The sequence below is a fragment of the Chitinophaga sedimenti genome (assembly GCF_023156195.1).
Classification (GTDB): Bacteria; Bacteroidota; Bacteroidia; order Chitinophagales; family Chitinophagaceae; genus Chitinophaga; species Chitinophaga sedimenti.
This window is the reverse complement of the sequence record NZ_JAKUKA010000001.1, coordinates 5,925,793-5,950,901: the sequence shown is the minus strand read 5'-3', so window position 1 is coordinate 5,950,901 and position 25,109 is coordinate 5,925,793. Positions and strand designations below refer to the sequence as shown.

Genomic DNA, 25,109 nt, shown 5'->3' with positions numbered 1-25,109 from the left:
AATGAAATCGGCCACTATCCGCAAATAACATACCTTATTCGGGCGTCGGCCGGGCAAAAATACATAACCGGCACAAAAAAGGAGAAAGGAAGAAAAGGTTATTCCTCTCCTTCCTTTCTCCATGTATAAAAACCCAGTGAGATCTTAGATCGTTACGGATGCGTCCAGTCGTTGTCAACCAGCACACGGCCGCAGTGTTCGCACACGATGATTTTTTTACGCTGGCGGATTTCTGCCTGGCGCTGAGGAGGAATGGCATTGAAGCATCCGCCGCAGGAGTCGCGCACGATCGTAACTACAGCCAGACCGTTGCGGTAGTTGTTACGGATTTTTCGTACGCAGCCAGCAAACGGGCATCCACTTTAGTGCGGGCCTCTTCGCTCAGCTTGCGGAAGCCGCTTTCCTCTTTCTCCGTTTCACCGATGATTTTTTCCAACTCACCTTTTTTGTGTTTCAGGTTCGTTTCTTTGTCGGCTACACCTCTTTTGGCCGTTTCGAGAACGCGGCTTTTTTCTTTTATTTCTTCACTCGCGTCTTTGATGTGCTTTTCAGACAAGCGGATCTCGAGCGTTTGCATTTCGATCTCTTTGCTGATAGCTTCAAATTCACGGCTATTTTTTACGTTGTTCTGCTGCTTCTCATATTTTTTGATGAGCGCTTCAGCATCCTTGATGGCGTTTTTCTTGTTGTTTACAAAGTCCTGGATACCACGAACCTCATCTTCAATATGATTCTGGCGGTGGTTAAGTCCTTCGATCTCATCCTCCAAATCCTTTACTTCGATAGGCAATTCCCCTTTCAGGATCTGGATTTCATCCAGTTTGGAATCGATTTTCTGCAACTTCAGTACAGATACCAATTTTTCCTCAACAGAGTATTCTTTAACTGTAGCCATGTATTATAAATAATTTACCGGGTTTGTTCGAATGACTGATTTAAGAGGCGCAAAATTACGGAAATTTTCAGTCAATATAAGATAAAATAATTCGACTGCGAACTGTTCGCTTTCAAAATGTCCGATATCTGCGATAATCAATTGATTTTCAGCATCAAAAAACTCATGATACTTAAAGTCGGCCGACACATACGCGTCTGCCCCCGCAGCAATGGCATGTTTTAGCAGGAAGCTGCCGGCTCCCCCGCACACCGCCACCCGGCTCACCGGCCGGCCCCGCAAAGACGTATACCGTACACAGCCTGTACCGAATTGCTGTTTCACGAATGTAAGAAATTCCATTTCATCCATCGGCTGCGCCAGGTTGCCAACCAGTCCCGAACCTACCCGGTTGTGATAGTTTTCCAGCGCAATAATGTCGTAGGCTACTTCTTCGTAGGGATGACATTTCAACAAAGCCTCTACTACTTTTCCCTCGATATGTGCGGGAAAAACGACTTCCAGCTTGGTTTCCGGCTCCGGTGCCGGCTGCCGGGCTCGCCCACATAAGGGTTGGTGTTATCCTGCCCTTTGAACGTGCCCGTTCCCTCCTGTCCGAAACTACACTCACTGTAATTGCCGATATGCCCGGCGCCGGCCATAAACAGTCCGTTACGGACGGTTTCGGCATCGGCCGTAGGAACAAAAGTGTAAAGTTTCCTGAGTAATTGCTTTTAGGTTGAAGCACCCGGCTGTTTTGCAGCGACAGGCGTTCGGCCATCATGGCGCTCACCCCGTTGTGCACATTGTCCAGGTTCGTATGCGCCGCATAAATGGCTATATCGTGTTTAATAGCCTTGATCGCCACCCTTTCCACGTAATTTTTGCCATTGATCTTTTTAAGCCCGCCAAAAACGATCGGGTGGTGCGCGATCACCAGGTTGCAATTGTTGGCAATAGCTTCATCTATCACCGCCTCGGTAGTATCGAGGGTGAGCAGTACATTCGTCACTTCCCGGCCCGCATCGCCAAAGATAAGGCCGGCATTGTCGTAGCTCTCCTGGTAGGCGGGCGGCGCATAAGCCTCAATCACCCGCAGGATGTCTTTAATTGTTATCTTCATGCCTTCGGGGCTGAAATTAAGGATTTCTGACCGTTACGTAAAAAATCAGCACATATGTTAGTGAAAAAAGCCACAGCGGACCTTTACGCAGAATATAAAACAAAGATGGAACAGGTGGCCGATGTACGCAATGCTATTGCCGTACTGAGCTGGGACCAGGAAACCTACCTGCCTGAAAAGGCGGCTAACTTCCGGGGACAGCAAATCACCACGCTGAGTACCATTGCCCATGAAATGTTTACCAACGAAGCACTGGGCATCCTCTTGCACGAACTTTCCAGCCGTACGGACATGGACGAGCGTAAAATGAAAAACGTCGCTCTCTCCCTCGAAGATTACGAGAAGAACAAAAAATACCCGGCGGCGTTCGTGGCCGAAATGGCGCAAACCACCTCCGCCTGTTATCACGCCTGGATCAAAGCCCGTAAACTGAACAGCTACGAGGCTTTTGAATCGCCGCTTAACAAAATGATCCAGCTGAAGCGCCAGAAACCGAATTACTCGGCTACCATGGACATCCGTACAACGCTTTGCTCAACGAATACGAGAAAGGCGCTACCACGACTATGCTGGACACCATTTTCGCCGACGTGCGCGCCTCCCTGTCGCCGTTGCTGGAAAAAATAGCGGCGGGCACGCAGCCGGACCGGAGCTTCCTTTTTAAACATTATAACAAGGACAAACAGTGGGCTTTTGGCCTGAAACTGCTAAAAGATATGGGGTACGATATGGCGGCAGGCCGGCAGGACGTCTCCGAGCACCCGTTTACCACCAGCTTTAACCCGGAAGACGTGCGCGTTACCACCCGCATCGACGAAAACGACTTCGGGAACATGACCCGGAGCTGCATTCACGAGGGCGGACATGCGCTGTACGAGCAGGGATTACCGACTGCCGAATATGGTCTGCCCCTCGGCGAGGCGGCCAGCCTGGGGATCCATGAATCACAGTCGAGGTTGTGGGAGAACAATGTGGGCCGCAGCCTGGATTACTGGCAACACTATTACGGGGAACTGCAATCCCTTTTCCCGGAAAACCTGGGCAACGTGCCGCTGGCCGACTTTTATCGCGCTATCAACCTGGTACAACCCTCGCTGATCCGTACGGAGGCCGACGAACTTACCTATCACTTCCATGTAATGATCCGCTACGAAATCGAAAAGGGCCTGATCGACGGCAGTATCGGCACCGACGGACTGCGCGATACCCGGAACCAGTATTATAAGCAGTACCTGCATGTAGACGTGCCGGACGACATCCGGGGCGTGCTGCAGGATATTCACTGGTCGCACGGCAGCTTTGGCTACTTCCCCACCTATTCGCTGGGCAGCTTTTATGCAGCGCAGCTGTTTGCGGCCGCGCAAAAGCAATTACCCGGACTGGAAAGCCAGCTATCCAAAGGCGAATTCACGCAACTGCTGGGTTGGCTGCGGCAACATATTCACCAGTATGGCCGGCAGTACACTTCCAACGAATTATGCGAAAAAGTAACGGGTAAACCACTGCAGTTCAAGTATTTCCTGGAGTACGCAGAGCGCAAATTCAAGTAGATCCTTGCTGCATCCTTCGCTGATCCTTCGCTCATCCTACGCTAAAACCTTTACCACGGCCGATTGAGCCTAGGATGAGCGAAGGATCAGCGAAAGATGGTATAACGATCCTCTTAATATTAAAAAAGCCTCCCGGTAAGGAGGCTTTTACTATTTGATGGCATTTTCCAGTTCTTCCAGCGTAGCCGGACCGGTTTTTCGCCAGGTTTCTTTTCCGTTTTTGTAGACGATAAACGTTGGCAGTTCTGCAGCGCCGACACTTTTCATTACATCGGTATCTGTTCCCCCATCTACCTTCAAAAGATGATAAGAGAGCCCTTTACTGGCTTTTAGCCGGGCAAGTACAGGCTCCATGGCCCGGCAGGGAGGACACCATTCAGCGCCTATATCTACCAGCACCGTACCGTTGGCGACCGCCTTCGTAAAAGCGGATGTGGTCATCTGAGGGGTGTCAGACACCCCTTCGAGTGGTTTACCGGCCTTTTTCCGTGGCATTGATCCCACCTTCCATATTGATGACCTTTGTAAAACCGTTGCTGCGCATCCATTCCGCCGCAGCGCCGCTACGGCCGCCAACGAGACAGTAGACGTAGACAGGCCTGGTTTTATCGAGGTATTTTACGCGTTGCTGAAATTCGGCCTTGTCATTATAATTGGCCTGTAGTGCACCTTTGAGGTGACCGCTGTTGTATTCGGCGGACGTGCGTACGTCGAACAGCTGCGCGTTTTTCTCTTTTATTCCTTTTTCGAAAGCGTTCACGTCTACCGTTTGGGCCAGGGCAGCCAATTGCAGGCACGCGAACGCCGCGAGTAACAGCATCCTTTTCATACCCAAAAGTACTTATTTACTCCATTTGTTGAGAATGGGCGTTTCGTGCTTCCGGAAATTAAAGAAAAGTTCTTTTCCTTTCCTGGCGGGATGCGAGTTATGGCAGGGCGCAAAAGTTTTAAATGTAAAGTACGGTTCAAACAGGCGCCGGTATACTTTTACGTTGCCGCCAAACGGGGGCCCTCCTGTTCAAATTCCCGGTTAAACAACACACCTACAAAACGGCCTTCGTCCCACAGGAGGTGATGCATATGCTGGGCATAATCAGCCCTTCGTGCAGGCTCCAGTGCACAAAAAAAGGTCTGTTCAATAATCAGGTCGTACTCGCCTTCATGTTTAAAAAGTCGCCTTCCACGAAACGGATGCCCGTTTGCTCATGCTCCTTCCGCAGTTTGTTGATCATCAAACTGGATATATCCACCACCGTTATATCGCGAAAGCCATTCTCCCACAAGTAGCAGGCTTCATAACTATTGCCACCACCCGGTATCAGCACACGATGGTGTTTGTTGGAACATTGATCAATATAGGCTTTCAGTGGCGGCGACACTTCGCCCATATCCCACGGCGTTTCCCCGTTCCTGTAGCGCTGGTTCCAATACTCTTTGTCAAATGCAGGTGTATCCGTCATCATAAATTTTTTCTGTTGCATTACTCATACATGCTGCTTCCATAGAGGGCATTCTGTGAAGCAAGTAACAACTAAATCACCTTAGGGTTTGAAAACGGGATGTTAACGCATACAGATAATTGTTTTCATAATATATTCTTTAACAAGTAATTAACATTAACTTGGCATTATAATTCTATATACCTACCTGAGAAACCTAACCGATGAAGAACCAGCAGCCGTTGCTGCGTAACCGTTATATATACCGAGTATCCCTGCTATCGTGGATCATCTTATGTGCACTACGTTCAGCTGGCCAGACAGTTGATTTTACAGCAGACAAGTTCTCCGGATGTGTACCGCTTACCGTCAGCTTTTCAAACCTATCCGATCCGGGAGCTGTAAGCTATAACTGGAACTTCGGACTTGGCGCTTCCGTACCTGAGAAAGACCCTGGTAAGATCTTTACCGTGGCAGGGACGTATAACGTCGTATTAACAGTTACCTATCCGGGCAACGTAGTAAAAACCGCTACTAAAACCGTTACTGTGTACGATCTACCTACTCCTCTTTTCACTGCATCTCCTCTAAGCGGCTGCACGCCTTTACAAGTAAAATTCACGGATCAGTCGACTCCCGGTTCCGGCACCATTGCCCGCGTATTATGGGACCTGGGCGATGGCACCACTACAGAAGCCGTCAATCCATCCCATACCTATACCCTCCCTGGCAACTACACCGTGGGTAACATCGTGACCAACAGCTTCGGTTGTACCGCCGGCTACACACTGCCGACCCCGGTTCGTGTACAATCCACACCAGTCGCCGACTTTACCGCCAGTCAGACCACCGGCTGCAACACACCTTTTATTGTAAGTTTCACAGCGAACGCACCTGCGGGCGTAACCTACAGCTGGAACTTCGGCGACGGCTCTTCCGCCAGCGCCGAAGCCAATCCGATGCATACCTATACCGCAGAAGGCAGTTACACCGTAAGTCTTACCGTAACCACGTCTGAGGGCTGCACGACCACCGTTACCAAAGCCAACCTCATTGTAATACGCAGCACGGTGGCGGATTTTACATTTACGGAAGCCTGTGCGGGCAGCGCGGTGCAGTTTACCAACACTACCCTGCCGGCGCCCACAATAGCTACCTGGTTCTTCCCGGACGGTAGTTCGCAAACCGGCATCAATGCGAGCAAAATATTTCCTGCCAATGGTGATTACCAGGTCACACTGGTTTCCGGTACACCAGGATGTACACAATCGGTGAGCAAACGGGTACGGGTATCTGCCAAACCCACGGTGAACTTCACCGCAAATCCCACCAGTGGCTGTACGGTACCTTTTACGACACAATTTGCTGCGCAGGCCCCCGGCGCCACCTTGTTCCGCTGGACGTTCGGCGACAACAGTGCCACGAACACCACTGCCAATCCCGCCCACACCTACACCACGGAAGGCGATTTTACCGTAAAACTGTGGGCTGGAAATGCCAGCGGTTGCGCGGACTCCGTGACGAAAGCAGCTTACATCAAAGTGCACCGCCCCTCAATAAGGGTACAGGCCGCGCCACAGGAAGGCTGCCTGCCATTCAATACCTCCTTTTCCGCACAAATCGATAACGGCGGCCCGGTAACCTCCTATCAATGGGACTTTGGCGATGGCGCTACCTCCGCAAGCGCAGCGCCTCAACATACGTTCACCACCGAAGGCTCTTTTAATGTCAAATTGATCATTCATTTTGCCGGCGGCTGTATCGACTCTGCATCGATCCCGGTAAGGGCGGGTAATATTCCGGTGGTTGATTTTGATGCTACACCCAAAATTACCTGTGCGGCTACGCCTGTTCAATTCACGAATCTTTCTACCCCGAGAGGCACCAGCTGGAGCTGGATTTTCCCGGAAGACAATGGCGTACGTTCGGAAGAAAATCCGTTATATACGTTTAATTCTGAAGCACAGCACGACGTAACACTGATCGTGAACAACTATGGCTGTATACGATCGCTGACCAAAACAGACTTTGTTATAATACAACCGCCGATCGCCTCGTTTACACGTGCGACAAGCTGTACAGATAAGCTGCTGGTACAGTTTACCGACAACTCCGACTTTGGCGACGTACCCACCACGCAAAACTGGCGCTGGGACTTCGGTGACGGGCAAACCTCCACCGAGCAATCGCCCGCACACCGTTATGCCGCGGTAGGCTTTTACCGGGTAACCTTAACGGTTGGCAATGGCAGTTGTGAGCATAGTTTTACGGGCAGCGTGCGTGTAATGGACGAACAGCCCAAACTGGCCGCCAATGTGACCACCATCTGCTCCGGCGGCACAGTAAGGTTCACGCGCAGCAACACCAACGACAATAACCTCGTTAATATATTCTGGTCATGGGGCGACAATACCAATTCCATGAGCCGCAACCTGAGTGTGGACAAGCGTTACACGCAGCCCGGCATCTATAAAGCGGTAGTCGCCGTGCGTGACAGCAATAACTGCCGCACCGAGTCAGACACGCTTATCATCACCGTAAATGGCGCCACGCCGAACTTCACCGTAAGTGGCCGCAATTGTAACGGCGACGAGCAGAAGTTCAGCGATAACTCCACCGTAAACAATGGCAACGCCATTACCCGGTGGATCTTCGATTACGGTGACGGTACGCCGGCCGACACATTTACCACGAAGCCGGTGGACATCGGACACACCTTTGCGAACACAGGCAGCTACGTGGTAAAACTCACGGTTACTGACAATGCCGGTTGTACGACCTCGCTCAACAGGAACGTGGCTGTTACGGGTGTAAAAGCCGTCATAGGCCGTAATGCGCAGACAGTTTGCCTGCATTCTTCCATGGGCTTTAACAGTACGGCATCCCAGGGCAGCGGACTTACCTACCTTTGGAATTTCGGCGATGGTACCACATCCACGCAGGCCCACCCTGGCAAACGTTATGATACTGCTGGTTTGTTCGATGTATCACTCACCGTAACCAACGCGATTGGCTGCACAGATACCCAGGTGGAATCAGACTATATCCTGGTTCCTAACCCAAAAGCGGCATTCAGCCTGCCCCCTGATTTGCCGAATTGTCCGCCCGTATTGGTAAAGCTGAACAACCAGAGCACCGGCAATAACCGCGTGGTATGGGATTTTGGCGATGGCAGCCGGTCCGTGGTGGACAGCGCCTCGCATATCTACACCCTGCCAGATACCTACACGATTAAGCTATATGCTTATGCAGAAGGCAATTGTGTAGACAGCACCAGTCAGCAAATAGAAATTAAAGGCCCGCGCGGCACCCGCACCATTACCGACAAAACCGGCTGTGCACCGCAATCTGTAAGTTTCTCCGCTACCTCGGCCAATGCCGTGAAATACATCTGGGATTATGATGACGGCACCGTAGTGACTACGACCACGCCTACCTCCAGCCACAATTATACCCGCGAGGGACTCTACTTTCCGCGCGTTGTACTGGAGGATGCGCAGGGGTGCCAGGTGACAGCACAGGGACCTGCGGATACGATAATCGTGGAGCAGGTGAAAGCCTCCTTTACCGCCACCCCGTCTGTGATTTGTGATGCGGGTAATTTATTGGTGGGCGATAAAAGCACCGGTATTACGAAAGACCTGCTGGGACAAACTTTCAAATATGCCTGGGATTTTGGTGTAGCCGGCCGGACAGACGACGTGGCCAACACACCAAACGCTGTTTTCAAGTACGACAAATTCGGTACCTATGAAGTGAAGCTGAAAGTAACGAGCGTGTACGGTTGTACGGACAGTACTACTACTTCCATCCGGGTAGATGAAAAACCCGATGGCAATGTAGCTTCGAGAACGGCTATTTGTCCGGGCGACACGATCACATTTACCGGCAGCGATGCGAAGAATTTGCCCAATACCAGCTGGAAATGGTTATACCGCAACAACACGTATGCGAACCAGCAACAACTCTCTCTTAACTTCCCGGAAGCAGGCGTGTTTGAAATTAAATTAGTGATCAACAACCAGGAAAACACCTGTAGCGATACCACCATCGTCAATTTGCGGGTAAATCCGAAACCAGCACTGGCAGCTACCCCCGAGTATGCAAAAGTATGCCTCGGCGAATCGCTGCAATTGAATGCGAACGTTCCGGGCAGCGATGTTACCTGGACGAACTACCGCATCTCCAATAACAAAAGCCAGACGCCGGTGGTGGACCCTGTAACCGACACCATGTACCGTGTAGTGGCCGTAAACGAATTTGGCTGCATGAGCGAAGATTATGTACGCGTAGCGGTAACACAACCCCACGAAGTGCGTACGGGTGATGCCACGATATGCGAGGGCAATGTGACGCAACTGAGCGCTACCGGTAATGCAGCCCGTTACCAGTGGCTGCCTTCGGCTACAATTGACCGGACCGACGTACTGAATCCGATGGTAAATCCGCGCGAGACGACCGTGTATGGCGTGGTCGGATATGGTAAAGACGCCTGCTTCACCGACACGGCCTGGGCCACGGTAACAGTACATCCGAAACCCAAAATGGTAACGGGCGGCGACCGCAGCGTGCCAGCAGGTTCCGTAGTGCCGCTCAATATCCAGAGCAGTCCGGATATCATCACCTGGAAATGGTCGCCGGCGAAATACCTGGATTGCTACGACTGCGCGCAACCCACCTCTACCCCGAGAGAAAATATTACTTACAACGTGAGGGCGACTAACGTATATGGTTGTACGAGCACGGAAGAAATTGCCATCCGCCTGCAATGTGTAAATAGCGTAACATTCCTGCCCAACACGTTCTCACCGAACGGCGACGGGCAGAACGACGTATTTTATGTGCGCGGCCGGGGAGTAAAATCCGTCCGTACTTTCCGGGTATTTAACCGTTGGGGCGAGCTGGTATTTGAAAGAGTAAATTTCAACATCGATGATATTGCATACGGCTGGGATGGCAAACACGGCGGGCAGCCGTTGCCGCCCGATGTGTACGTGTATTATGTGCAGGCCGTGTGTGATAACAATGAATCGATCCTGCTGCGCGGCAATGTGACATTACTAAGGTAAAAGGCGGCATGTATCAACCTAAAAAATTGATTGTCAATAAACATTATTAAAAAAGAGGTTATCAGGTAACGATATTATATATTTGTATAATTCATATATTACAGTAAGACCTATCCCGAACCGGAAAAACCTCGGATACCTATGAGAAACCTAATGGTTATGTGTAAAGTTGTCACTTCCCTGCTGGGATTTACGCTGCTGGGATCTAAAGCCCTCAGTCAGCAAGCCGGGTTTACCTATACGGCAAGCCCAGCCAGCAATTGTGCGCCGGCGACTTTTACGTTTAACAATACCAGCACCGGCAGTCCCATATCTTATACCGGAGCTTTGGGGATGGCCGCACATCCAAGCAAAAGAACCCGGTGATTACCTACAACACGGCGGGCACGTATACTATTACGCTAACGGCATATTACCAGACAACGACGAGCAATATCACTTCTACCGTAACGGTAAATGGCCTGGCCAGCGCCGACTTTTCCGCCAACGACCGCACCGGCTGCGGCCCCTACACGGTTACCTTCACCAACCTCACACCCGGCGCCACTTCAAGCACCTGGGATTTTGGCGATGGTACCGGTACGACCACCGCTGCAGCCACTGTCACGCATCAATACACCAGTATTGATACCTTCGATGTGGTACTCACGACAGCTAACGCAGCGGGATGTACGAAAACAGTACGGAAAGACGGGTACATCATGATCGCTGCCCCGCAATTGAGCCTGGTGAACAACCTCACCGAAGGTTGCATTCCGTTCAACGCTACGCTCACAGCGGTTTCTTCCAATATTGACAGCGACCCGGTAAGCAATTACGCCTGGACTTTCGGCGATGGCCAGACACAAAACACCGCTACGCCAACCGTAAGTCATATATACACGAATTCCGGCAACTACAATGTAAACCTGACCGTGACCACCCAACAGGGCTGTACGGCTACACGGTCTTACGCTCAACATATCCGTACCGGCACGCCACCGACCGGCGTTAGCTTCACTGCCACGCCCTCCAACACCTGCGCAGCCACACCCGTGCGCTTGCTGGCCTCCGCATCCAATGCAAACAGTTACAGCTGGGACTTCGGCGATGGTGTGACCCGAACGGGGGCGGAATTTGATATTACAAGGAATTTTATGCAGACAGGCAGCCTGACGGTGAACCTCCGCGCAGGCAACAACGGTTGTTATGTAAACGCTGCTCCCGTAAATGTGCAGATAGGCCCATCGGTCGCTAGTTTCAGTTTTACGCGCAGCTGTAATAACCGCCGCCTGTTCCTTTTTAACAATACCGCTATCGGCGATGCCACCGATACCTATGAATGGGATTTCGGAGATGGCAGTCCGCTGGAAACGATAGCCAGTCCGCAACACGTGTACACTGCCGAAGGCACTTACACAGTAAGGCTCAGCGTACGTAATGCGGGCAACGGCTGTGTAAACACTACATTCCAGACCGTGCGCGTGTTTATCGCCGACTTCAACACCGGTGTGAGTACGGTGTGTCGCGGCACCAGTGTACCTTTTGGCGTGGTGCACGTTCCTCGTCGCTGGTAACGGCCTATAACTGGCACTTTGGCGATGGCGGCAAACTCACCACCACGGCGGTAGACATCATTAAAACCTTTAACGCTGTCGGGTCTTATACCGATACCCTGATTGTTACTTACAACGATGCGGCTTATTGCGCCGACACTGTTATCAAAAGAAATCATGTGAATGTGATTGCGCCGGTGGCTGCATTTACAGTGAATACACCGGCTTGCGAGGGACAAAATGTGAACTTTACCAACACCTCGCAACCTTCGCCGAGCATTCCTTTTACCAATTGGTCATGGGATTTGGGCAATGGCAGCGTTTCGGCACTTGAAACGCCTGCTGCAACGAGGTACAACAATAGCGGACAATTTACCGTAAAACTGATAGTGACCGATGCGCGCAACTGCCGCGACTCCGTAACACAACAGGTAACAATCAACTCCGTACCGTTTTTGCAGGTATACGCCGGCGGCACCAAAGTGTGTGAGGGCGCGAGCATTAACCTCCCGGCAGTAACGGACGCGCCGTTACAGTGGACCACCAACTACAACATCGGCTGCACCAACTGTACCAACCCGGTAATTACACCGCTGCGCGATACACAATACATCGCGGTCGCCACCAATGCCGCGGGCTGTACTGCCGCAGATACCGTTGCGATCTCCGTAGTGCCCGCGGTAACACTCACGGTGAATGCGGACACCGCGGTTTGCGCCGGTGCTTCTGTGCAGCTGCGCGCTACAGGCGCCAGCCTTTACGCCTGGACATCTGACCAGGGTGAGATCAACGGCGCCAGTGCTGCCACACCGATCGTGACACCATCGCAAAAAACAATGTATACCGTGGCAGCAAGAAATGATCAATCCTGCCCGGCCGTTACGGCGGATATAATCGTGGATGTGAAGCCTGTTCCCACACTGGATGCCGGGCGCAACCAGTTTGTGACCGTAGGCAGCACTATCAACCTGAATGCTACTTACAGCCCCGATGTAGTAAAATGGCAATGGACGCCGGCTACCTATATCGACTGTGCGACCTGCCCTGTTACCACGGCCGCGCCGCGCGAGCACATGACGTACAGCATGACGGTGACTAACGCCGCAGGCTGTACGAAAACTGATGTACTGGATGTGCGCCTGCTGTGCGACCAGAGCGTGGTGTTTATCCCCACCGGCTTTACGCCCAATGGTGATGGACAAAACGACATCTTTTACATTCGTGGCAAAGGCGTAAAACAAATCCGCTACCTGCGCATCTTTAACCGCTGGGGCCAGGAAGTATTTAAACGTGAGCATTTTAACATCGACGATATTAACGCCGGCTGGAACGGCATGATGAAGGGAAAAGAGCTGCAGAACGATGTATACATATACATGATAGAGGCGATTTGCGACAGTAACGACATTTTCCAGATGAAAGGCAACATATCCTTAATACGCTAAATCTTAACCAGTGACACCGATGAAAACCTTGAGGAATATAGTGGCAGCAACGATGTGCCTTGCAGCTTCGCTAAGGGCAGGCGCACAGGACATTCACATGTCGCAGTTCTACGAAACGCCTATTCTCCGAAATCCTGCGCTGATCGGTATTTTTAACGGGGATGTGCGCGTGCAGGCCGTATACCGCAACCAGTGGAACAGTATGACCACCGCCTACCAGACCGGCACACTCAGTGGCGAACTGAAGTTCCCCGTAGGGCAATACTATGACTATGTAACCACTGGCTTGCAGATGTCGTTCGACCGTGCAGGCGAGTCACAATTGCAGTCCGTACAAGCATTGCCGGCGGTGAACTATCATAAATCACTGAGTGCGGATAAGAGCAGCTATTTGTCTTTGGGAGTGATGGGCGGCTTTGTACAGCGACAGTTTGATCCTACTCACCTGACTTTCAATAACCAGTACACCAATGGCCGTTTTGACGCCGCCGCGCCTACGGGCGAGGAGGGCCGCCTGACCAAACAGGGGTACACGTACTTCGATGCCGGTGTGGGCCTTAGTTACAACAGCACGATCGGCGAAGATGTGCCGTACTATATAGGCGCAGCGTTGTACCATTTAACCAGCCCTAAAGTTTCTTTTTATGGAGACAAGGGTGTAGAGCTGGCCAAGAAATGGTCGTTTAACGCGGGTATCACTATTCCACTGGATGAAAAATTCAGGATGATCGCACAGTATAACCAGATGCACCAGGGCACTTACAACGAATACATCGGCGGAGCGCTGATCGGGTACAGCCTGTATGACGAGGGATTGGAATCGGACCACGGTATATATGGCGGCATGTTTTTCCGTTAACGATGCGCTGGTGCCAGTGGTGAAAGTAGATATGGGTGCTTATGAACTGGCGATGAGCTACGACATAAACGTATCTACGCTGCGGAGCGCCAGCCGCTCTTTGGCGGGTTCGAGCTGTCATTTGTGTTCAAAAACTTCCTGAATAGCCGCAATTCCACTTTAGACGCCACCAACTGCCCCAGGTTTTAACATGAATGTTGTACTTTTATGGCCATTCGTTAATTCTACAAAAACATTCATCATGAAACTGGAAATTGGCTCTAAAGCACCTGAATTTGCGCTGTACGATACTGATAAAAATAAAGTTTCCCTGAGCGATCTGCAGGGCCAGAACGTAGTATTGCTATTCTTCCCGATGGCATTCACCAGCGTTTGTACCGCGGAGCTGTGCGAAGTAAGGGATAACATTTCCTTATACAATGGCCTGAACGCCAAAGTGTTCGGCATTTCCGTGGATTCTCCGTTTACCCCGCAAATTCAAGGCAGAGCAGAACCTGAACTTCACCCTGCTCTCCGACTTCAATAAAGAAGCCTCTACTGCTTATGGCGCTATTTACGAGAATTTTGTGCTCGACCTGAAAGGCGTTTCAAAACGTTCTGCCTTCGTGTTGGACAAAGACGGTGTAATTCGCTACGCGGAAGTACTGGAAAAAGCCAGCGATGTTCCTAATTTTCAAGCAGTTAAGACAACCCTTGAGGGACTGAATTAAAAGCGTGTTAAAATTTATAAAAAAACCGACGGCGATCCATCAAATTGGCTCGCCGTTTGTTATTTTTACATAGAACTATGGTTCGAATTATTTTGTCAAATATTCAAAAAAATCATTATCTTTGAAATACTATGTTGAAAAACTTTACCCTTATACTTTTACTCATCCTTTGTACCATCGCCGCCCCGGCCTGGTCACAAATCAAAAGCGGCCCAACCGGATCGGAAGAGAAGGTGAAGGTCGTTAAGCTGTATCCTAACCCTGCTACCTCCAAGGTGAATTTTGAAATTCAGGATAATAACGGCAAGGGATATGAACTTATTGTGTTCAATATGCTGGGCAAGAAAATGGACCACTTTAAAAACCTCAATCCCAAGAACGAGGTTCAACTGGATAATTACTATGGTGGCATCTATATTTTCCAGCTGCGCGACAAGGTCACGGGTGGGTTGATAGAATCGGGTAAATTCAACGTAGTAAAGTAGTTTCAGCAAACAACATAGTATAGATAAAGAAAGGCCTTCCATTCCGGAAGGCCTTTTTGTTTTTATCAGGATACCTCTACAATGAGGAACTTGAGATAGGTGGTATTGTCGATGTTCCACATGATCGGGTGATCTTTCGCCTGGGTCTGGAACGTTACCTGGCGGATCTTTTTGCGGGCGTCCTTAGCGGCCATATCGATGATTTCGAGGAACAGGGACGGCGGCACGAGGTTGGTACACGAAGCTGTTACGAGGAAACCACCGGGCTTCAGCAATTTCATGCCCCTTAAATTGATCTCTTTGTAACCCGTGATCGCTTTCTGGATGTTCTCGCGGCTTTTTGTGAACGCCGGCGGGTCCAGATCACCACATCGAACTTCTTTTCTTCGCGGCTCCATTGTTTCAGCACGTCGAACGCGTTTACGGCCTGGAACTTACAGATGTCCTGCAGGTTATTCAACTCCGCATTGCGGCGGGCTGTTTCCACGGCTTTCTCGGAGATATCGAGCCCGAGCACGCTTTTAGCGCCATAGTGACCCGCATGGCAGGAGAAAGTGCCGGTATAACAGAATGCTTCCAATACGTCGGCGCCCTGTACAATATGTTTAATTTCCCGGCGGTTGTCCTGCTGGTCCAGGAAATAACCCGTCTTCTGGCCATTTACGATATCCACATGGAACTTCAGCCCATTTTCATTGATGATCACATTGGTGTCGAAAGGATCGCTGAGAAAGCCTTTTTGCTGTTCCAAGCCTTCGAGCTCGCGTACCGGAACATCGTTACGCTCGTAGATGCCTTTCGGGTTAAAGATCTTTTCCAGTGCGCGTTTGATCGCATCTTTCCAGCGGTCGATGCCCGGGGCGAGTGTCTGGATCACCAGGTAGTCATTGAATTTGTCGATGATGAGGGCGGGCAATTCGTCGGCCTCACCAAACACCAGGCGGCAATTCTCCACATACCCCAGCTTTTTGCGGTATTCCCAGGCCTTTTGCAGGCGATGCAGGAAAAAGTCGTCATTAATTTCCTCATCCTTGTCACGCGTCAGCAAGCGCACCAGATCTGGGATTTAGGGTTAATGTACCCCTTGCCCACGAAAATACCGTTATGGGTGAATACAGATACGATATCGCCGGGCTCTACCGGACCGTCCATCTCCCCTACTTCGTTCCCGAAAATCCACGGATGCCCGGTCAGTACGCGGCTTTGTATCTTCTTCTTTAAAAAAACTTTCGTCATGTATGATAATTCGATGCGCAAAGGTAAGAAAAATGAGGTCCTTCGCGTATCGTGTCAAATTGTCTGCTCCGTATGCTTGGCAAAATTATTGTCCATCGTACCTTTGCAGACAATTATTACCGATTATGACAGACAAAGACAAAGATATACAGGATAACACTCCAGATATTAACACGGATGAGAATATGAGTGGCACTTCTCACCTGAATGATGCGCTGACAGACGAAAGCAACCTGGAAAAAGCAGAAAAAGAAGCGGCAGAAATGCGCGACAAGTACCTGCGCCTGGTAGCAGAGTTCGACAACTTCAAAAAGAGGAACGCAAAAGAGCGCCTGGAGCTGATCCAGACTGCCAACAAAGAGGTAATCATCGCCATGCTGGACGTACTGGATGATATGGAACGGGCACAGAAGCAGCTGGATACGGCGGCTGACGTGAACGCGGTGAAAGAGGGCGTAAACCTGGTGTTCAATAAACTGAAAAGCACCATGTCTTCCAAAGGCCTGAAACCAATGGAGACCATACATAAAGAATTTGATGCCGACTTACATGAGGCAATCACCGAAACCCGCTCCTGCGGCGGATTTGCAGGGAAAAGTGATTGACGAGCTGCAAAAGGGTATTACCTTAATGACAAATTGATCCGTCATGCCAGGGTGGTAGTCGGTAAATAGAAAATATGACGATCTGACAGAAATATGCGACTGTACAGGCCGGATTGCTATTAAACTATTAGAACTAGATCACAATGCCTGCTCTCGGAGCAGGCTAACAAGTATCCAACAATGTCAGCAAAAAGAGATTATTACGAGATACTGGGGGTAGCCAAGGGCGCGTCTCAGGATGAGATCAAAGGCTTACCGGAAGGTGGCCATGCAACACCATCCGGACAGGAACCCGGGCAACAGGGAGGCGGAAGAAAAATTTAAAGAGGCTGCAGAAGCCTACGAAGTGTTGAGTGATGCGGACAAACGCGCCCAGTACGATCGGTTCGGTCACGCCGGCATGAACAACCGCGGCGGCTACGGCGGCGGCATGAACATGGATGACATATTCTCCAACTGGTGATATTTTTGGCGAAGACATATTCGGCAGCTTCTTTGGCGGCGGTGGTGGTCGCGGCGGCCAGCGTCGTGGACGCGGCACCCGCGGATCTAACCTGCGCGTGAAAATTCGTTTAACCTACGAAGAGATCGCCAAAGGCGCTAACAAAAAAATCAAGGTAAAAAAATATGTACCCTGTAATACCTGCGACGGCCTGGGTGCAAAAGATAAAAACGCGTTCCATACGTGTAACACCTGTGGCGGATCGGGCCAGGTCAGGAAAGTAACCCAAACTTTCCTCGGCCAGATGCAAACGGTTACCACCTGTCCGAACTGTAATGGCGAAGGACAAACCATCACGAACAAATGTACCTCCTGTAAGGGCGAAGGCCGCCAGTACGGTGAAGAAATGGTGTCACTAGACATCCCGGCAGGCGTACAGGAAGGCATGCAACTGAGCCTGAGTGGCAAAGGTAATGCCGGCGAACGTGGCGGCGCACCAGGCGATCTGCTCATCCTCATTGAAGAGGAACCGCATGCGGAATTGCAGCGCGATGGCCTGAACGTGGCTTTCGACCTGCATATCTCCTTCCCCGACGCCGCTTTCGGCACACAAGTGGAAGTACCAACGATTGACGGTAAAGCGAAAATCAAAATACCAGCTGGCACACAAAGCGGCAAAATCTTCCGTTTAAAAGGAAAAGGATTCCCGTCTGTAAACAGCTATGAGAAAGGCGACCAGCTGATCCATGTGAATGTTTGGACACCGCAAAACCTCAATGCCGACGAAAAGAGCATGCTCGAGAAGCTGCAAAACTCTACCAACTTCAAACCGAATCCTGAGAAATCTGAGAAAGGCTTCTTCGAAAAAGTGAGAGACATTTTCAGCTAATCAGCACCTTATCAACACGAGATAAATTACCGGAGAAAGACAGTCACAGCGTCTTTCTCCGTTTTTTTAGTTTTTTTACAGCTATGCAGCATACCGACAAATTGCCGATGTTCGAGAACCGGCTTACCAAAGTGTTCCGGCATTTGAAGAAAACCGCGCGCCGGCAGGGCATTACCTGTTACCGCGTGTACGACCGCGACCTGCCGGAATTCCTCTTCAGCATTGAGTTTTACGAGGACCATGTATTTGTGGCCGAGTATCAGCATAAGCACGGCATGGAGGAAGAGGAACATGAAGAATGGCTGGAGGCCTGCATTGAAGTAATTGCCAGGGTGCTGGAAGTGCCCGACGAAAAGATTTACCTGCGCCAGCGAAAACGTAAGGCCAACAGGCAATCGCAATATGAAAAAAGAGATACGGAAAAGTATGAATTTGAAGTACAGGAAGATGGACTCAAATTTAAGGTAAACCTTTCCGATTACCTGACAGCGGCCTGTTCCTCGACCACCGCATTGCACGGCACATGGTGCGGATGGATGCACAGGATAAAAAAGTGCTGAACCTCTTTTGTTACACCGGCTCCTTTTCGGTGTACGCCGCAGCCGGCGGAGCCTCACAGGTAACATCGGTGGACCTTTCCAAAACGTACCTGCAATGGGCGGAAGATAATATGCAGTTGAACGGTCTCCTCGACCCGGCCAGGCATCAGTTTATACATGCCGACGTGCTGCAATACCTCGACACCCTGAAGCTGAACACGTACGACCTCGTCGTGCTGGACCCACCGACGTTTTCGAACAGCAAACGCATGAAAGACTTCCGGATATACAACGCGACCATGTGGACATCCTGAACAAAGTGCTGCTGGCCACGAAGAAGGGTGGTATGATCATCTTTTCCAACAACTACCGCAAGTTTGAGCTGGATACGCCGAACATTGCTGCCAGCTCTATCCGTGATATCACGAAACAAACCATCCCCTTCGACTTTGAAGGAAAAATCATCCGCAAGTGTTATAAAATCATCAAATAGATGCTCCTTTCCGCCTTCGTCATCTTGTACCTGCTTGTTACGATCCTGATCGGCCGTTGGGCCGCCAAACGCGTACACAGCGCCGCAGACTTTGTGGTGGCAGGCAAGAACCTGCCGTTGGGCATCAGCGCCTGCGTAATATTTGCCACCTGGTTCGGCTCAGAAACCATGCTGGGCGCCACTGCGGAGTATGCGCAACACGGATTGCTCGGCGTGATGGAGGACCCGTTCGGCGCATCTTTATGTTTGGTATTAGTGGGCCTGTTTTATGCCCGCAAACTTTACCGTTTCAACATTCTCACCTTCTGCGATTTCTTTCGCATCCGTTACGGACGTAAGGCAGAACTAGTATCCGCCTTGTTGATGGTGCCCTCCTATTTCGGCTGGATCGCCGCACAGATCGTGGCCATGGGCATCGTGGTCAATAAAGTAATGGGCATTGATCAAACCGTGGCAATGATCGCGAGCGGCGGACTGGTGATGGCGTACACCTATATGGGCGGTATGTGGTCCGTATCTGTAACAGATTTTATTCAAACGATCATGATCATCGCAGGGCTGATCATTATTACGATTATCGTGGTAAACCAGGCAGGCGGTATATCAACGGTCATTGAAAAAACGCCCCCGCAGTATTTCCGCTTTTTCCCCGACCGTAACTTCAGCGACTGGCTGCGTTACCTCGCAGCGTGGATGACGATCGGGCTTGGCTCCATTCCGCAGCAAGATGTATTTCAACGGTTGATGTCGTCCAAAAGTGAAACGGTAGCGGTACGTTCATCGTTCCTCGGTGCATTGATGTATTTTACTATTGGCTCGCTACCGCTGCTGATCATACTTTGCGCGCGCATCCTGTACCCCGCCCTGTTCCACGAAGATCCGGAAGGCATTTTACCAACGATGGTGCTGCAACACGGCAATCTTTTTATACAGATACTTTTCTTTGGCGCATTATTGTCCGCCATCATGAGCACGACCAGCGGCGCAATACTCGCTCCGGCAACGGTTTTGGGCGAGAATATTATCCGTCCGTTTTTCAAAGAGCTCTCTGATAAAAAATTCCTTTTCATTATTCGCCTGTCGGTAGTAGCCGTATCTATTTTATCGCTGTTCATGGCGGTGGGGAACGGTAATATTTATGAGCTCGTGGGGGCCTCGTCCATCCTGAGCCTGGTGTCGTTGTTTGTGCCGTTAACGGCGGGACTGTACTGGAAAGCAGCCACCAATGCAGGCGCCATAGCTTCGATACTGGCGGGTACGGCGGCTTACTTTTTAGCGGAATGGTTCAATAGTGAAATACCTTCCCTGATGGTGGGATTGCTGGCAAGCACTGCGGCCATGGTGATTGGAAGCCTGGCAGAGAGGAAGTTCTTTCCACCACCAGTGGCAGAAGTTTAGTGCTTCGCTTCGGGATTCTTCAACCATTCTGTTTTTTTCCAGACGGTTTTAACGAGCTTCAGGAATTCAGCGCGATAAGCGCCTTCATCCTTTCCCAGGGAAGCTTTGCCAATGTCGAGCACCATTTTCACATCTCCATCTCCTTTATATTTTGATTTGCGGACCAACATGCCGAAGAGCGCTACGGACGAAGCAAAGCGAAAGTCGCTGGATGCCTTTGCAAAAGTGCTTCGGGGTGATGTGATGTATTGCTGCACATATTGCTCGGTGGTATCATAAGGCGTGCGGTAGCAGATTTTCACGCGGGCAAGCAGGCTGTCGGCTGCTGCGGGATGTTCTTCCGGAACAATTTCATACATCGCCACCACGCAATGCCCGGTACCAACAATGCCACCTACTACTTTAATTGAATCTTCCTCTACATCTTTTAAAGATTTATTCTCGTAACCCAGCAACCGGTAAGACTTTACCAGCGCCGGATTAAAGTTTACCATCGCGCGCACATCTTTAGCAATCGTGAACAGTGTACCGCCAAATTCCTGCGCGAATACCTTGGTGGCTTCTTCCAGGTTATCGATATATGCAAAGTTGCCGTTTCCTTTAGTGGCCAACGATTCCAGCTTCGAATCTTTAAAATTCTTCATCCCGAAGCCGAGGCAGGTAAGTAAAACGCCGCTTTCTTTTTTCTTTTCGATAAGATCTTCCATGTCGAGATCACTGGTTTGCCCCACGTTGAAATCGCCGTCCGTTGCGAGTATTACGCGGTTGTTACCACCGCGGATAAAATTATCCTCCGCTATCTGGTAAGCCATTTTGATCGCTGCCTCTCCTGCGGTCGCACCACCTGCATTGAGGTTGTCGATCGCCTTCAGCACCTTTCCTTTTTCAGACCCCGGCGTACTGGGCAGGATCACACCCGGTGTGCCGGCATAGGCCACAATGGCCACCTTATCGCTATCGCGCAAATTGTTGGTGAGTACGCGGAAGGCGGCCTGTAATAACGGCAACTTATTTTTATCCGCCATTGATCCGCTAACATCGATAAGAAATACGAGATTACTCGGCGGCAGGCTATCCACCGCTCCCTTCCGGGCACGAACAGCGATCTGCAGCAGGTTATGCTGCTTTTTCCAGGGACATTCCGCATAAGCGCTGTAGATGCCGAAGATGCTATCGCGGCCGGGACATGGATAGTTGTATGGGAAATAGTTGACCAGTTCTTCTATACGAACCGCATCGGCGGGAATCTGTTCTTTGTTGCGGACGAAGCGGCGCATGTTACTATAAGCCGCGCGGTCCACATCTATCGCAAAAGTAGAAGCCGTTTCCTTACCCGATTCTATGAATTTGTTCTCGTAGAGTTGCCCGTACGTTTCATCAAAAAATGCGGAGGTGCCCATTGCCAGGTTACCGTAATTAGGATTGGAATTGCGGGCAATGCGGGCACGGGCTTTGGCCAGGCCGATAACATCCGCCGGTTTGGCGCGCGGACTCAGCTCAACGACCATATGATCTTCGGCCTTTACTTGTTTAGTTTGATATTTTGGATGTTCGAATACGAGGATGGCGCCGGTCCTGGGTGTGGCTATACGAAAAAGGCCATAGCGATTGCTGACTGTTCTGCCGGTGTCTTTCCAAATGGTGATCACGACATCAGTTACGGGAGTTTGCTGAGCGCTGTCCTGTACAACGCCAGCCGCCCATGAAACCTGTTGTGCGGTGGCGCGCAGGCCCCCCAGCAACAGCAATAAGCTGAAAAGGAGCTTTCGCATCAGTTATAACGGTATAATGGCTTGTGGCCAATATAAAGTTAATAAAAATAATAACTTGTTAGCCGTTTATTTTTAAGTCATTGCAGACTGCCCTAAGGTTGCAGTGAGGATTGTTTAGGGTAAAAAAATGGCCCGCCGCCGCGAGCCATCTGATATTTTAATCTACTAACTGGTAAATTTCCGGCAGGTTCCGCCCCAATCCATCGTAATCCAACCCATACCCCAGCAAAAACTTATTCGGCACCGAAAATCCCAGGTAATCGATTTTCACCGGGTGTGTTTGCGCCTCGGGCTTGTGCAGCAACGACGCGATTAATAGCTGCTCCGGCTGCTGGTGCTCCAGCTGCGGTAAAAACATGCTTAATGTTTTGCCCGTATCCACAATATCTTCCAGTATCACGACGGTGCGGCCGTACAGGTCTTCATCCAGGCCAATGGAAGTAATGACGTTCCCCGTCGATTTGGTCCCTTTATACGAAACGAGCTTAATAAAAGATATCTCCGCGTCAATATTGATATACTTGAACATATCTCCCGCAAACATAAAACTACCGTTCAGAATAGCGATGAACAAAGGCCGCTTGCCCCGCAGGTCGCGGTTTATCTCGGCCGCCATCTGCATTATACGCTGCTGGATGTCCGCAGCGGTAATGTATGGTTGAAATTGTTTGTCGTGTACAGTGATGATAGACATGTTATTGGCAGATTTTTCGGTTTAGGTTACTGGCTTACTACCAGCTGCTGCCCCGCTTTAATGTTGTTGTCGGGCAGGTTATTCCAGCGTTGCAGCTGCGCCACGCTTACGTTGTATTTCTTAGAGATCGCGTACATGGTTTCCTTGCCCTGCACGGTATGGTATTTAACGCTGGCCGTTGGTGTGGCCGGGCGAGAAACGGGCATCGTAGATTGTGTTACCTGCGCGCCGTCTATCTTTTTCAGGTCTTCCACCATTTGCGGGGGCAGACTGTTTTTATCCGCAGGCTCCGCGGAGGGGCCGGGTTTCGCCGGCGCCGCACTGCCTTCCCTGGCTTTGTTGATTTCTCCCCTCACATCCCGTACAATTTTCTTCAGGGATAAGTCTTTCGGTTGCTGATCTTCTTCTTTGATGATGGCGATGCCCGTTACCTGCGGCTTTTCCTTGGCATAGCCATCCAGCAACAGTTTTTCACCCGGGGCTGGCTCCTCGCCTTCTTCCAGTTTATTGCGTTTACGCAGCCACTCGATCATGATACCTTCTGCCTGCGAGATGCTGTGCAGCGTTTCGCCCTGTGCAACGATATGGTAATCGTTCGCGCCGGTGCGGTTCTTGCGTTGCAGGAAAATGAGCATATCTTCTTCGAGCAGTACCGCGTCCTGCAGATCGTTATAGTGCACCAGGTTGCTTACGCGGATGTCTTTATCATTTGCCAATACCACCAGCGAAGTGCCTGCCGGAGCGTACATCACCTTGCGGCCGTTGATCTTAAATTCTCCCGAAGGATAATTCGTAAGCTTGGCCGCCGGTACTACTTTGTTATTGCTTTTGCCCGAAACCGGTTGGTTATCCGCAATGAAGGGTCCGTTATCAGCGGGTTTGTCGCCCATAGCGATCAGGGTGTACTGGTTCAGGTCATATCGCTCGATCACTTCTATCAACTGTTGCGGGTAAGTGCGGCTGGTGGCATAACCGGCTTGTTTTAAGCCGTAGGCCCGGGATTTATAATCTTTGGGATCGTACTCAAAAAGGAAGGCATAGCGGGGATTATTCCGCAGGAAGTCGGAGTGATCTTTCCAGGAATCAGCCGCCTGCGCATATTTGCGGAAGCATTCCTGCTTCTCGTCATCGTCGTAATTAACGGTAGCGCCGCTCCAGTTGTTCTTGCATTTAATGCCGAAGTGGTTATTAGAATTCTGTACCAGCCAGCTATTGCCCGATTGTGTTTCGATGATGCCCTGGGCCAGTTTAATGGCCGCCGGCACCCCGGAACGTTGCATTTCGGACATCGCGAGACCTTTGTAATTGCTGATATACTGCGGCGTAGCAATGGTTTGCGCCCGCGTTGCGGATGCACAAATAAGAAAACAAAGAAGCAGCAAATATTTTCTTACCTGCATGAAAATGAATTTAATGGTTCGGGTAGTAAGTAAAACGACAATCTATATATAACGAATTTAATCCTTCTTTCGTATTAAAAGGAGTCCGTCCCGTAAGGTGAGCAATAAATGCTCCGCCCTGCCGTCCGCGGTCACCTTCTCACAAAACGCGATCATGGCCTTTGCCTGCGTGCTTTGTTTGGATACTTCATCGAACACATCGCCGTGAAAAAGCACGTTATCCGCCAGCAGAAAGCCGCCGGGCCTTACTTTGTCCCATACCAGGTCATAGTAATTACCGTAATTGCCTTTATCCGCATCAATAAAAACGAGATCGAATACTTCGTCCAGCTGCGGAATGATGTCCAGGCCGCGACCGATGTGCTGGGTAATTTTATCACCCAAACCGGCTTCAACGAAGTATTTACGGCACATGGCCTCCAGTTCTTCGTTGATGTCTATCGTGTGCAGGTGACCATCCGGCGCCATGCCGAGGGCCAGACAAATGGCGGAGTAACCAGTGTAGGTACCAAGTTCCGAGGATGCGGCGGGGACGCAGCATCTGGCTTACCA

General features: G+C 50.5%; 29 protein-coding genes and 1 pseudogene. 15 read left to right on the top strand and 15 right to left on the bottom strand.

All coding sequences use genetic code 11. The features are described from left to right. Positions 1–152 precede the first annotated feature (152 nt). The 4 genes from MKQ70_RS34280 to MKQ70_RS34265 are packed head-to-tail and all read right to left on the bottom strand — an operon-like array spanning position 153 to position 1,997. Complete coding sequence (locus MKQ70_RS34280) at positions 153–287, bottom strand: zinc ribbon domain-containing protein (RefSeq protein WP_248079775.1); 135 nt, start codon at positions 285–287, stop codon at positions 153–155. 8 nt (positions 288–295) lie between these two features. Continuing rightward, positions 296–895, bottom strand: coding sequence for a zinc ribbon domain-containing protein (locus MKQ70_RS34275; RefSeq protein WP_248079773.1), 600 nt, complete (start codon positions 893–895; stop codon positions 296–298). Positions 896–898: 3 nt separating this feature from the next. Next, positions 899–1,348, bottom strand: coding sequence for a Nif3-like dinuclear metal center hexameric protein (locus tag MKQ70_RS34270; protein WP_443657983.1), 450 nt, complete (start codon positions 1,346–1,348; stop codon positions 899–901). Next, the gene (locus MKQ70_RS34265) at positions 1,239–1,997 is read right to left on the bottom strand and encodes a Nif3-like dinuclear metal center hexameric protein (protein ID WP_248079769.1); all 759 of its coding nucleotides are present in this window, start codon (positions 1,995–1,997) and stop codon (positions 1,239–1,241) included. Before MKQ70_RS34265 ends, MKQ70_RS34270 begins: the two co-directional genes overlap by 110 nt. 54 nt (positions 1,998–2,051) lie before the next feature. On the opposite strand from MKQ70_RS34265, the pseudogene MKQ70_RS34255 reads away from it, so the two are divergent. Then, positions 2,052–3,547: pseudogene (locus MKQ70_RS34255) on the top strand (carboxypeptidase M32). A 150-nt stretch (positions 3,548–3,697) separates the two neighbouring features. Here MKQ70_RS34255 and MKQ70_RS34250 read toward each other — a convergent pair. From MKQ70_RS34250 to MKQ70_RS40450, 4 genes are all read right to left on the bottom strand, one after another. Next, positions 3,698–4,006, bottom strand: a complete 309-nt coding sequence (locus MKQ70_RS34250; RefSeq protein WP_248079764.1) for a thioredoxin family protein — start codon at positions 4,004–4,006, stop codon at positions 3,698–3,700. Between the two features lie 13 nt (positions 4,007–4,019). Beyond that, on the bottom strand, positions 4,020–4,376 hold the full coding sequence (locus tag MKQ70_RS34245) for a rhodanese-like domain-containing protein (RefSeq protein ID WP_248079762.1): 357 nt from the start codon (positions 4,374–4,376) through the stop codon (positions 4,020–4,022). A gap of 158 nt (positions 4,377–4,534) precedes the next feature. Beyond that, positions 4,535–4,663 carry a hypothetical protein gene (locus MKQ70_RS40455; protein WP_282457874.1) on the bottom strand — a complete coding sequence of 43 codons (129 nt, stop codon included), beginning with the start codon at positions 4,661–4,663 and terminating at the stop codon, positions 4,535–4,537. A gap of 26 nt (positions 4,664–4,689) precedes the next feature. Continuing rightward, positions 4,690–5,028, bottom strand: coding sequence for a methyltransferase domain-containing protein (locus tag MKQ70_RS40450; RefSeq protein ID WP_282456949.1), 339 nt, complete (start codon positions 5,026–5,028; stop codon positions 4,690–4,692). A 182-nt stretch (positions 5,029–5,210) separates the two neighbouring features. Between MKQ70_RS40450 and MKQ70_RS34235 the strand changes: the two genes are divergently transcribed. The 7 genes from MKQ70_RS34235 (at position 5,211) to MKQ70_RS34210 (ending at position 15,089) form a co-directional block, all read left to right on the top strand. Further along, on the top strand, positions 5,211–10,055 hold the full coding sequence (locus tag MKQ70_RS34235) for a PKD domain-containing protein (RefSeq protein ID WP_248079760.1): 4,845 nt from the start codon (positions 5,211–5,213) through the stop codon (positions 10,053–10,055). 311 nt (positions 10,056–10,366) lie between these two features. Continuing rightward, the gene (locus MKQ70_RS34230) at positions 10,367–11,611 is read left to right on the top strand and encodes a PKD domain-containing protein (protein WP_308199589.1); all 1,245 of its coding nucleotides are present in this window, start codon (positions 10,367–10,369) and stop codon (positions 11,609–11,611) included. Continuing rightward, entirely contained in the window at positions 11,557–13,035 is a 1,479-nt protein-coding gene (locus MKQ70_RS34225; RefSeq protein WP_248079756.1) for a PKD domain-containing protein, read from the top strand. The genes MKQ70_RS34230 and MKQ70_RS34225 overlap by 55 nt, the downstream gene beginning before the upstream one ends. A gap of 19 nt (positions 13,036–13,054) precedes the next feature. Beyond that, entirely contained in the window at positions 13,055–13,894 is an 840-nt protein-coding gene (locus MKQ70_RS34220; RefSeq protein ID WP_248079754.1) for a PorP/SprF family type IX secretion system membrane protein, read from the top strand. Positions 13,895–14,135: 241 nt separating this feature from the next. Further along, positions 14,136–14,420, top strand: a complete 285-nt coding sequence (locus MKQ70_RS43060) for a redoxin domain-containing protein (protein ID WP_372490058.1) — start codon at positions 14,136–14,138, stop codon at positions 14,418–14,420. Further along, positions 14,350–14,604: a redoxin domain-containing protein gene (locus MKQ70_RS43055; protein ID WP_372490168.1), complete on the top strand. Its 255-nt coding sequence runs from the start codon at positions 14,350–14,352 to the stop codon at positions 14,602–14,604. Before MKQ70_RS43060 ends, MKQ70_RS43055 begins: the two co-directional genes overlap by 71 nt. A 131-nt stretch (positions 14,605–14,735) precedes the next feature. Beyond that, entirely contained in the window at positions 14,736–15,089 is a 354-nt protein-coding gene (locus MKQ70_RS34210) for a T9SS type A sorting domain-containing protein (protein ID WP_248079752.1), read from the top strand. A 65-nt stretch (positions 15,090–15,154) separates the two neighbouring features. On the opposite strand, the gene MKQ70_RS34205 is transcribed toward MKQ70_RS34210, so the two are convergent. The 3 genes from MKQ70_RS34205 to MKQ70_RS34195 are packed head-to-tail and all read right to left on the bottom strand — an operon-like array spanning position 15,155 to position 16,325. Next, on the bottom strand, positions 15,155–15,370 hold the full coding sequence (locus MKQ70_RS34205) for a hypothetical protein (RefSeq protein ID WP_248079750.1): 216 nt from the start codon (positions 15,368–15,370) through the stop codon (positions 15,155–15,157). Between the two features lie 5 nt (positions 15,371–15,375). After that, positions 15,376–16,143: a class I SAM-dependent rRNA methyltransferase gene (locus MKQ70_RS34200; RefSeq protein ID WP_248079748.1), complete on the bottom strand. Its 768-nt coding sequence runs from the start codon at positions 16,141–16,143 to the stop codon at positions 15,376–15,378. Continuing rightward, positions 16,131–16,325, bottom strand: a complete 195-nt coding sequence (locus tag MKQ70_RS34195; RefSeq protein ID WP_248079746.1) for a hypothetical protein — start codon at positions 16,323–16,325, stop codon at positions 16,131–16,133. Before MKQ70_RS34195 ends, MKQ70_RS34200 begins: the two co-directional genes overlap by 13 nt. 125 nt (positions 16,326–16,450) lie before the next feature. On the opposite strand from MKQ70_RS34195, the gene MKQ70_RS34190 reads away from it, so the two are divergent. The 7 genes from MKQ70_RS34190 (at position 16,451) to MKQ70_RS34165 (ending at position 20,691) form a co-directional block, all read left to right on the top strand. After that, a complete protein-coding gene (locus tag MKQ70_RS34190) occupies positions 16,451–16,930 on the top strand; it encodes a nucleotide exchange factor GrpE (protein ID WP_248079744.1) in 480 nt (159 codons plus the stop codon). A 268-nt stretch (positions 16,931–17,198) separates the two neighbouring features. After that, positions 17,199–17,393: a DnaJ domain-containing protein gene (locus MKQ70_RS40440; protein WP_282457869.1), complete on the top strand. Its 195-nt coding sequence runs from the start codon at positions 17,199–17,201 to the stop codon at positions 17,391–17,393. Next, positions 17,371–18,261 carry a DnaJ C-terminal domain-containing protein gene (locus MKQ70_RS34185; RefSeq protein ID WP_282456948.1) on the top strand — a complete coding sequence of 297 codons (891 nt, stop codon included), beginning with the start codon at positions 17,371–17,373 and terminating at the stop codon, positions 18,259–18,261. The genes MKQ70_RS40440 and MKQ70_RS34185 overlap by 23 nt, the downstream gene beginning before the upstream one ends. 83 nt (positions 18,262–18,344) lie before the next feature. Then, the gene (locus MKQ70_RS34180) at positions 18,345–18,821 is read left to right on the top strand and encodes a hypothetical protein (protein ID WP_248079742.1); all 477 of its coding nucleotides are present in this window, start codon (positions 18,345–18,347) and stop codon (positions 18,819–18,821) included. Beyond that, positions 18,785–19,114 (top strand): class I SAM-dependent methyltransferase, encoded by a 330-nt coding sequence (locus MKQ70_RS34175; protein ID WP_308199328.1) that lies wholly within the window; start codon positions 18,785–18,787, stop codon positions 19,112–19,114. Before MKQ70_RS34180 ends, MKQ70_RS34175 begins: the two co-directional genes overlap by 37 nt. Then, the gene (locus tag MKQ70_RS34170; protein WP_248079740.1) at positions 19,102–19,293 is read left to right on the top strand and encodes a hypothetical protein; all 192 of its coding nucleotides are present in this window, start codon (positions 19,102–19,104) and stop codon (positions 19,291–19,293) included. Before MKQ70_RS34175 ends, MKQ70_RS34170 begins: the two co-directional genes overlap by 13 nt. After that, positions 19,294–20,691, top strand: coding sequence for a high affinity choline transporter 1 (locus tag MKQ70_RS34165; protein WP_248079738.1), 1,398 nt, complete (start codon positions 19,294–19,296; stop codon positions 20,689–20,691). Here MKQ70_RS34165 and MKQ70_RS34160 read toward each other — a convergent pair. From MKQ70_RS34160 to MKQ70_RS34145, 4 genes are all read right to left on the bottom strand, one after another. Further along, on the bottom strand, positions 20,688–22,463 hold the full coding sequence (locus MKQ70_RS34160; RefSeq protein ID WP_248079736.1) for a vWA domain-containing protein: 1,776 nt from the start codon (positions 22,461–22,463) through the stop codon (positions 20,688–20,690). The two genes, MKQ70_RS34165 and MKQ70_RS34160, sit on opposite strands and share 4 nt — an antisense overlap. A 157-nt stretch (positions 22,464–22,620) precedes the next feature. Next, complete coding sequence (hpt, locus tag MKQ70_RS34155) at positions 22,621–23,157, bottom strand: hypoxanthine phosphoribosyltransferase (RefSeq protein WP_248079734.1); 537 nt, start codon at positions 23,155–23,157, stop codon at positions 22,621–22,623. A 26-nt stretch (positions 23,158–23,183) separates the two neighbouring features. Further along, positions 23,184–24,557: a glucosaminidase domain-containing protein gene (locus MKQ70_RS34150; protein ID WP_248079732.1), complete on the bottom strand. Its 1,374-nt coding sequence runs from the start codon at positions 24,555–24,557 to the stop codon at positions 23,184–23,186. 57 nt (positions 24,558–24,614) lie between these two features. After that, positions 24,615–25,025 carry an O-methyltransferase gene (locus tag MKQ70_RS34145; RefSeq protein WP_248079730.1) on the bottom strand — a complete coding sequence of 137 codons (411 nt, stop codon included), beginning with the start codon at positions 25,023–25,025 and terminating at the stop codon, positions 24,615–24,617. Positions 25,026–25,109: the final 84 nt, after the last annotated feature.

What these genes read in the sequence shown, in the direction of transcription:
- hpt (WP_248079734.1), bottom strand. Translation starts at nt 23,157, where the DNA reads ATGTCTATCATCACTGTACACGACAAACAATTTCAACCATACATTACC.
- MKQ70_RS34190 (WP_248079744.1), top strand. Translation starts at nt 16,451, where the DNA reads ATGACAGACAAAGACAAAGATATACAGGATAACACTCCAGATATTAAC.
- MKQ70_RS34205 (WP_248079750.1), bottom strand. Translation starts at nt 15,370, where the DNA reads ATGAAATTGCTGAAGCCCGGTGGTTTCCTCGTAACAGCTTCGTGTACC.
- MKQ70_RS40450 (WP_282456949.1), bottom strand. Translation starts at nt 5,028, where the DNA reads ATGCAACAGAAAAAATTTATGATGACGGATACACCTGCATTTGACAAA.
- MKQ70_RS34220 (WP_248079754.1), top strand. Translation starts at nt 13,055, where the DNA reads ATGAAAACCTTGAGGAATATAGTGGCAGCAACGATGTGCCTTGCAGCT.
- MKQ70_RS34185 (WP_282456948.1), top strand. Translation starts at nt 17,371, where the DNA reads ATGACATATTCTCCAACTGGTGATATTTTTGGCGAAGACATATTCGGC.
- MKQ70_RS40440 (WP_282457869.1), top strand. Translation starts at nt 17,199, where the DNA reads ATGCAACACCATCCGGACAGGAACCCGGGCAACAGGGAGGCGGAAGAA.
- MKQ70_RS34175 (WP_308199328.1), top strand. Translation starts at nt 18,785, where the DNA reads ATGGTGCGGATGGATGCACAGGATAAAAAAGTGCTGAACCTCTTTTGT.
- MKQ70_RS34150 (WP_248079732.1), bottom strand. Translation starts at nt 24,557, where the DNA reads ATGCAGGTAAGAAAATATTTGCTGCTTCTTTGTTTTCTTATTTGTGCA.
- MKQ70_RS34265 (WP_248079769.1), bottom strand. Translation starts at nt 1,997, where the DNA reads ATGAAGATAACAATTAAAGACATCCTGCGGGTGATTGAGGCTTATGCG.
- MKQ70_RS34195 (WP_248079746.1), bottom strand. Translation starts at nt 16,325, where the DNA reads ATGACGAAAGTTTTTTTAAAGAAGAAGATACAAAGCCGCGTACTGACC.
- MKQ70_RS34145 (WP_248079730.1), bottom strand. Translation starts at nt 25,025, where the DNA reads ATGGCGCCGGATGGTCACCTGCACACGATAGACATCAACGAAGAACTG.
- MKQ70_RS34180 (WP_248079742.1), top strand. Translation starts at nt 18,345, where the DNA reads ATGCAGCATACCGACAAATTGCCGATGTTCGAGAACCGGCTTACCAAA.
- MKQ70_RS34275 (WP_248079773.1), bottom strand. Translation starts at nt 895, where the DNA reads ATGGCTACAGTTAAAGAATACTCTGTTGAGGAAAAATTGGTATCTGTA.
- MKQ70_RS34235 (WP_248079760.1), top strand. Translation starts at nt 5,211, where the DNA reads ATGAAGAACCAGCAGCCGTTGCTGCGTAACCGTTATATATACCGAGTA.
- MKQ70_RS34245 (WP_248079762.1), bottom strand. Translation starts at nt 4,376, where the DNA reads ATGAAAAGGATGCTGTTACTCGCGGCGTTCGCGTGCCTGCAATTGGCT.
- MKQ70_RS34165 (WP_248079738.1), top strand. Translation starts at nt 19,294, where the DNA reads ATGCTCCTTTCCGCCTTCGTCATCTTGTACCTGCTTGTTACGATCCTG.
- MKQ70_RS34160 (WP_248079736.1), bottom strand. Translation starts at nt 22,463, where the DNA reads ATGCGAAAGCTCCTTTTCAGCTTATTGCTGTTGCTGGGGGGCCTGCGC.
- MKQ70_RS34210 (WP_248079752.1), top strand. Translation starts at nt 14,736, where the DNA reads ATGTTGAAAAACTTTACCCTTATACTTTTACTCATCCTTTGTACCATC.
- MKQ70_RS43060 (WP_372490058.1), top strand. Translation starts at nt 14,136, where the DNA reads ATGAAACTGGAAATTGGCTCTAAAGCACCTGAATTTGCGCTGTACGAT.